This window comes from Veillonellales bacterium, from assembly GCA_039680175.1.
Lineage (GTDB): Bacteria > Bacillota > Negativicutes > JAAYSF01 > JAAYSF01 > JBDKTO01.
This window is the reverse complement of sequence record JBDKTO010000079.1, coordinates 1-6015: the sequence shown is the minus strand read 5'-3', so window position 1 is coordinate 6015 and position 6015 is coordinate 1. Positions and strand designations below refer to the sequence as shown.

At 40.0% G+C, this 6015-nt stretch carries 7 protein-coding genes; 4 read left to right on the top strand and 3 right to left on the bottom strand.

Annotated features, from left to right (window positions below; genetic code table 11):
* Positions 1 to 206 (top strand): hypothetical protein (locus ABFC84_13560; protein MEN6413767.1); only part of this gene is annotated, 206 nt, incomplete at its 5' end.
* 39 nt (positions 207 to 245) lie between these two features.
* On the opposite strand, the gene ABFC84_13555 is transcribed toward ABFC84_13560, so the two are convergent.
* The 3 genes from ABFC84_13555 to ABFC84_13545 all read right to left on the bottom strand — a co-directional run bounded on the left by ABFC84_13555 (position 246) and on the right by ABFC84_13545 (position 2748).
* A complete protein-coding gene (locus ABFC84_13555) occupies positions 246 to 920 on the bottom strand; it encodes a hypothetical protein (GenBank protein MEN6413766.1) in 675 nt (224 codons plus the stop codon).
* A 304-nt stretch (positions 921 to 1224) separates the two neighbouring features.
* Entirely contained in the window at positions 1225 to 1824 is a 600-nt protein-coding gene (locus ABFC84_13550; protein ID MEN6413765.1) for a hypothetical protein, read from the bottom strand.
* Between the two features lie 264 nt (positions 1825 to 2088).
* A complete protein-coding gene (locus ABFC84_13545) occupies positions 2089 to 2748 on the bottom strand; it encodes a DUF6198 family protein (protein MEN6413764.1) in 660 nt (219 codons plus the stop codon).
* Between the two features lie 155 nt (positions 2749 to 2903).
* Here ABFC84_13545 and ABFC84_13540 point away from each other — a divergent pair, with 155 nt between their 5' ends.
* The 3 genes from ABFC84_13540 to ABFC84_13530 are packed head-to-tail and all read left to right on the top strand — an operon-like array spanning position 2904 to position 5246.
* Complete coding sequence (locus ABFC84_13540; GenBank protein ID MEN6413763.1) at positions 2904 to 3326, top strand: MarR family transcriptional regulator; 423 nt, start codon at positions 2904 to 2906, stop codon at positions 3324 to 3326.
* A 40-nt stretch (positions 3327 to 3366) separates the two neighbouring features.
* Positions 3367 to 3783, top strand: coding sequence for a GntR family transcriptional regulator (locus tag ABFC84_13535; GenBank protein ID MEN6413762.1), 417 nt, complete (start codon positions 3367 to 3369; stop codon positions 3781 to 3783).
* A 56-nt stretch (positions 3784 to 3839) separates the two neighbouring features.
* Entirely contained in the window at positions 3840 to 5246 is a 1407-nt protein-coding gene (locus tag ABFC84_13530; GenBank protein MEN6413761.1) for an FMN-binding glutamate synthase family protein, read from the top strand.
* The last annotated feature ends 769 nt before the right edge of the window (positions 5247 to 6015 follow it).

The window sequence follows — 6015 nt, the reverse complement described above, 5'->3', positions numbered from 1 at the left end:
GCTTTGCCAATAATCAAATGTATTATGATCGATATTGGTCGGACGAAAATTTTACTGCCGTGGGAAAACTCACGTCACTTGCTGAAGAGAACGGGATAAGCATTTTGCAGCTTGCCTTGAAGTGGTGTGTTTCACGGGCAAGCGTCACCAGTAGGGTTCGCCGATTCTTTGGGGCTGCTTCGCCACGCAATTTCCGCAAAACTTGACTCCATAACGTTGTTTACAGTGCAAGCCGAATCCCGGCATCATGACTCCTGTGCTTTGATAACATTGCCTTTACTGTCGAATTCTACGGCGGTACCGGCCTTATAAAGCTTCTTACCGCTGCCGTCACCGAAGAAGGTGCTGGCTGAAAGCAGCTTGGTATCGTTATTTAAGGTGCCCTTGACTACTTCACCTTTATCGTTGAGCTCAATCGGTTTACTCGCCTTGAATTCAACGAACCCCGAACACGCTATGCGTTTGGTAAGGTTGTCAGTTAAGATTTCCGACCACCCTACCGGGCGCAAATAAGAATCGCTGGATAAGGTACAAGTCGCCACCATTCCATTTTTATGAAAGCTGATTTCTGCATTAGACACCGATATACGGTTTGCCGGATTGAGGTTAATGGTTTGATCGGAACTTAATGTTCCTCTAACAACTTCACCCCTATCGTTAAATACGACTTTTGTACCGCCTTTAAAAGGTAGAGCCCTAATTTGCGGTGCCGTATCCGTCTCACTATAAGGGATAAAGACTGGCGGAGTGGGTGTAGACTTAGGAATGATAATAACTTGAGGCGGAGCAGTATAATAAGTTGTCCGTGCAGACTCCTGGGAAGTACCGGTTTCATAGGGCAAGCTAATATCCTCAGCTAATATGCCCTCTACAACCTCACCAAAATCGTTAAGGATTACAACGGATTCCTTTTTAAACATCGGTATAGAGGCACGAGTCGTCACTACGACACCGGGGGGCGTTATTCTAGTGTTCTCATCTAAAGTTTTGGTGATTTGGGCAGCATAGCCATCAGTACAAAAGAGTAAAAATATCAACATTATTCCTGTCAAGGCCTTTAGCAACTTCATTAAACAACCTCCAATCGTTTTATAGTAACGAATTTATATTTCACCGTGACTTTCTGAATTCCTTCTATATCCTCAAAAGTAATAAAATGGAATAGTAACGAGCTTGCTGTTGATCTCATCCTTGGGGGCAGGTCCCGTAAACGTGCATAATACGTTAAACCGAGATATTGACGTGCTTAGCCTTCTGCTTGCGTTCTATCTGACATTTCTCAGAGCTTTCTTTAATTTGTGCTTTGCTCTCCGCATTTTTTCGGCGCACCGCTACTTCTGCCGCTGCAATGCCGTACTGTATGGATTCCTGAAGATCACGGTCAACGCCTGAGGTATAGCTGTTATCCCCTTGGCTGCCGTCGTTAAAAGTGCCAAAGGAAACTACGTCCGGCTGGCCAACCTTGCTGCTAGCCGACAAGAGTTTGCTCATGCTTCTGCTTTCTAACAGATGCTCATGCTTAGCTAATGCCCGCTCCCTGTCCCGCTCTTTTTTGGCACATGCAGCTTCCTGTTCCAGTCTTTGCTCTTCAAGCCGATGCGAAGTTTCATCATATACTTCCTGGGCAATTTCCTGGTCAACTGCAGCCAGCTCTTTGATATCGCGCTTTGTATCTTCCGTTGAAGGCATACCGTTTTCCGAACGGTCTGCCGCTGTTTGCAGTTTTCTCATAAGATTTGCCCGCTGCTCCCGCAGGACTGCTGCATTATTCTTTGGCGTAAGATTAGCCAATATACTGTTCAGCCCGTTTTGATCAATTGCCATTTGCCGACTCCTTTTCGCAATTTGTATTGTTTATTTATTATATCGGCTGATAGCTGGGTAATTATAAGTAAAAATGCCAGAAATCATGGGGACGGTTCCTAGAGGGTTCAATCGGAAGTTTTGCGCGGCAAAAAGCTCAACTCGCAGCAGAACCTGCAAGTTGAGCCTCTCATTTATCTATGCGCAAAAATTTTGATTGTCCAGAAGAAGGAAATCGCTTAGTATGAAAGCTTGCCCCTATGATAATGCTGCCTCTTTAACAGTTTAACAGCGCTCGCCGATAGTATTTAGCATTTCTTCAAAATCAAAACGTTTAAAAAGGGCACTACATAATTTTGTGAAATACCCTACGAGTAGTGCAGAAACAATAGTTCCCTCTCGCAGCCCTTTTATCGTTCCAAAAACAAAAAGGGAAATAACGGTTGCACTAAGAACTAAGGTGGAATCAAACATAATTTTTATGGATCCAAAATCTTTAGCTGTTTTGTTTGCAATCACTTTTACGATTCCCTCACCGGGATTTATAATTACATTGGCGGCAACTTGTAAATATACGCCTAAAGCAAGAATGATACATCCAATCAATAAAGCAATTATTTTTTCAACATAAAGTTGCGGATTTACGAAAGAAAATATTATCATGCCAAGATCAGTAAAAAGACCGAAGAAAGGACCAACTAAAACCTGAAGGAATTGTCCCTTGGGAAAATCATTTTTCAGTATGATAATTTCTCCGAGTAAAAATAAAATACTTAATAAAAAGGTAAATTGGCCAAAGGTAATAGGAAATATCATACTACATATATATGGGACGCTAGAAATTGGCGAAGTGCCTAGACTTGATTTCGTTACAAGACCTATTCCCAAGCCCATAAAAAGTAATCCGACTAGAAAAGTTGTATATCTTACTAGTTTATTTATCATATATATTTTTCTCCTTAAACAACATAGATAACCTGATAGTTTCATATACAACTATTATTCTAGTGCTGTTGACTATAATAGTCAATAATTATTGATGTTATGGCTAGAATGTTATAAAATAAATGTTGTATATGAAACTATAATAAGGGGTTATCATGAGAGATTTATCAAAATTTGTTTCCGTGACTTATCGTCGAACACAAATATTTTATACGGAAAGACTTAAAAAATTAAACATTACTAGTGGACAGTTCATGTATATAGTTTGCATTTGTGAAAACGTTGGACAAACACAGGATGAATTGTCTCGCCGATTGAATATAGATAAAAGTACGGTGTCAAGAGTTTTGCCTCAGCTTGAATCAAGTGGATACATTACTAAGGTTATCAATTCAAATAATAGACGTGAATTTAATATCTTTCCTACAGATAAGGCTATTGCCATTTATCCTGAAATATTAGAGATAAAAGATGAATGGCATAATAAGATAACTGAAGATTTGAGCGATATAGAGTGTGATGTTTTTGAAAAATTATTGGAAAAAGTTATGTGGAACGCGATTAAAAATTGTAAATGAAAATACGAATCCCCGGTTATGATGGGGAACAGTTCGATAAATATTCGATATTCGCTACTTTTTGGAGGCAGGGGCACTAGAATTTGCGATTCCGAAGTTGGCCGAAAGCAATATAAAAAGGGCTGAGGCTATTCTAGATGAAGCGGATCAAGAATCTCTTGGCTGCCGGTGGGACGGATTAAATTGGCAGTTTCATCAAGCTATTTACCAGGTGGGAGAACGACCTAGATTGCTATCGCTTATTCAGACAATGCATAATAATGTTAGACGTTATATGCGACTATACTTGATCACCTTGCATTATCAAGCTAAAGCTCAAAAGGAACATCGTGATTTGCTGTTTGCCTGCAAGCACGGGGAGGTCGAAGCCGCAAAGAAAATTTTACGCCTACATACAAAAGAAGCGGCAGAATTACTGGCTGCATATCTGGAAAAACCTAATATGGGGCAGAGCTAGGGATTTAGGTATAATCACCTGGTAATTCGTAATACTATGGATTGGAGGTGGATTATATGTTAACTAATTGGATTCTAATGAAATTGATGGATCCAACAATGGATGATACTATTAAGAAAATGTTTACAGAAGGCTATTCGGATAATTTGTTTCTTATGGTAACAGCTGCGGAAAAAATTTCGCCTAAAGCTATGATGGAAACGGCAATGCGCGCTGAATCAGGCAAGGAATTAGCTCGTCCTTTAGGAAGTCCTGTTGTGTTGTCACCATGGGATAAAATTTTATTAAACCCTAAGCAACTTTTTACGCTGCCAACTGAAGATTATACAAAGGTAAGTACCAAAACAATTATTGGCCCCAAGGCAAAAAGACCGTTAGTATTAGACATGCCCATTATGATTACAGGAATGTCTTATGGAGGTTCGCTCAGTCTAGCCATGAAAATGGCCCTGGCTAAGGGAACCGCAATGGCAGGGACTTCAACGAATACGGGCGAATCGGCTGTAACTAATGAGGAGCGCGATTCGGCTAAGTTTTTAATCGGTCAATACCATCGCGGCGGTCAATTAAGCGGTGAAGAACAATTAAAACGTTTGGATGCCATTGAGATACAGCTTGGACAAGGTGCTTGGGGTGGAGCGGTAGATGAGCCTATACCTGCACAGGAAATTGGAGATCATTTGCGCAAGGCGTGGCATTTAGAAGAAGGCCAATCTGCCACTGTTTATGCGCGAATGCCGGGTAAGAACACAACTAAAGATTATATTGATATGATTAATCAAATGAAACAGCAGTATGATGTACCTGTTGGTGTTAAGATTGCGGGTACAGATTATATTGAATATGAATTAGCGGTTATTGCTAAAACACAAGCGGATTATATTGTTATTGATGGCTCAGAAGGGGGTACTGCGGCAGCCAATCCAACTTTACAGGACAATGTCGGCTTACCTACATTACATACTCTTGTTAGAACGGTTGATTGGCTAACAGAAAATGGCGTAAGAGATAAATTTAGTATTATTGTTGCAGGCGGGCTGGCAACACCCGGACATTATTTGAAGGCGCTTGCACTTGGTGCAGATGCCGTTTATATTGGAACAGTCGCCTTGCTAGCCGCTATGCACACGCAAATTACAAAGGTTTTGCCGCAATCGCCGCCATCCCAATTGGCACTATATTCAGGTAAGATGACCGATCGGCTAGATATTGATATGGCAGCAGAACATTTAGCAAAGTATTTAAAATCTTGCATTTTGGAAATGCAACTGGCAATCCAGGCAATTGGTAAAATGGCAACAAAGGATTTGGATAGAAGTGATTTAGTAACTGTTGATAAAGATTTGGCGGATTTTATCGGCATCCGATATGCAGGAGCTCCACGCCAAAATATGGAACAATTAATGGAAGACAACATAACGGTTCGCCAAGAAGGTAATCGTACAGCAATCCAATTACAGTAAAATAGTTTATAATGATAACTATGAACAAAGCTTATTTCAATAAATAGCAAATACAAAAAATAGAGACAAATGGCCCCACTCTGTGTTATGAATAAGTTCCAACACCACGCGTGTTGATTAACCAGTTGTATTCATGAGTTCAATAGCCTTTTGCCGAAGATTCGAAGAGCAACATGCCAATCTAACGATAGCGTCCTTCCAATAATTTGTGAGTAAGTTCTAGCAAGGATATCTTCAATAAACGTAACAAAAGAAGATGTTCTTCGGGTAGCGAAAAGCATTACGGACTGGCTCGATAATAGACAGAAGGTTTCTTGGAAATATCAGGAGAGCCTTCTGTACTAGTTAATTATCATGCATGTAAATATTTGGCAGGACTTAGCTGCCTCAAAATAGAAAATAACCATAACTTCTGGAACGGCAGTTATGGTTATTTTCTATTTTTAATAATGTTCTGAATAATGGACGATATGGACCCCACACAAATCATAACACAGGGGCCCATAGATTAAGCAAAACTGGATGTAGCCGCCGATTGGCGCAATAAATTAAATATTTCTAAAATATTTAATTTATTTTGATAATTTAGATATTGTATTAACTAATATATTAGTGTAATATATTAATGTAATCATCTAGTTAGAAAAAATAAATTTGGGGAAGGAGGGCGCTTCTTGGCAAGCAGCAGGTCAGACATTTGTTTATATGAAGTTTGAATCTTGCTGCAGGGGGTGGCAAATAGGGAGGGATACTTCGAATTAAAAGGGAG

Bases quoted from the DNA above. Each gene is read 5' to 3' on its own strand.
- ABFC84_13555 (MEN6413766.1), bottom strand. From the start codon at position 920: ATGTTTAAAAAGGAATCCGTTGTAATCCTTAACGATTTTGGTGAGGTT.
- ABFC84_13550 (MEN6413765.1), bottom strand. From the start codon at position 1,824: ATGGCAATTGATCAAAACGGGCTGAACAGTATATTGGCTAATCTTACG.
- ABFC84_13545 (MEN6413764.1), bottom strand. From the start codon at position 2,748: ATGATAAATAAACTAGTAAGATATACAACTTTTCTAGTCGGATTACTT.
- ABFC84_13540 (MEN6413763.1), top strand. From the start codon at position 2,904: ATGAGAGATTTATCAAAATTTGTTTCCGTGACTTATCGTCGAACACAA.
- ABFC84_13530 (MEN6413761.1), top strand. From the start codon at position 3,840: ATGTTAACTAATTGGATTCTAATGAAATTGATGGATCCAACAATGGAT.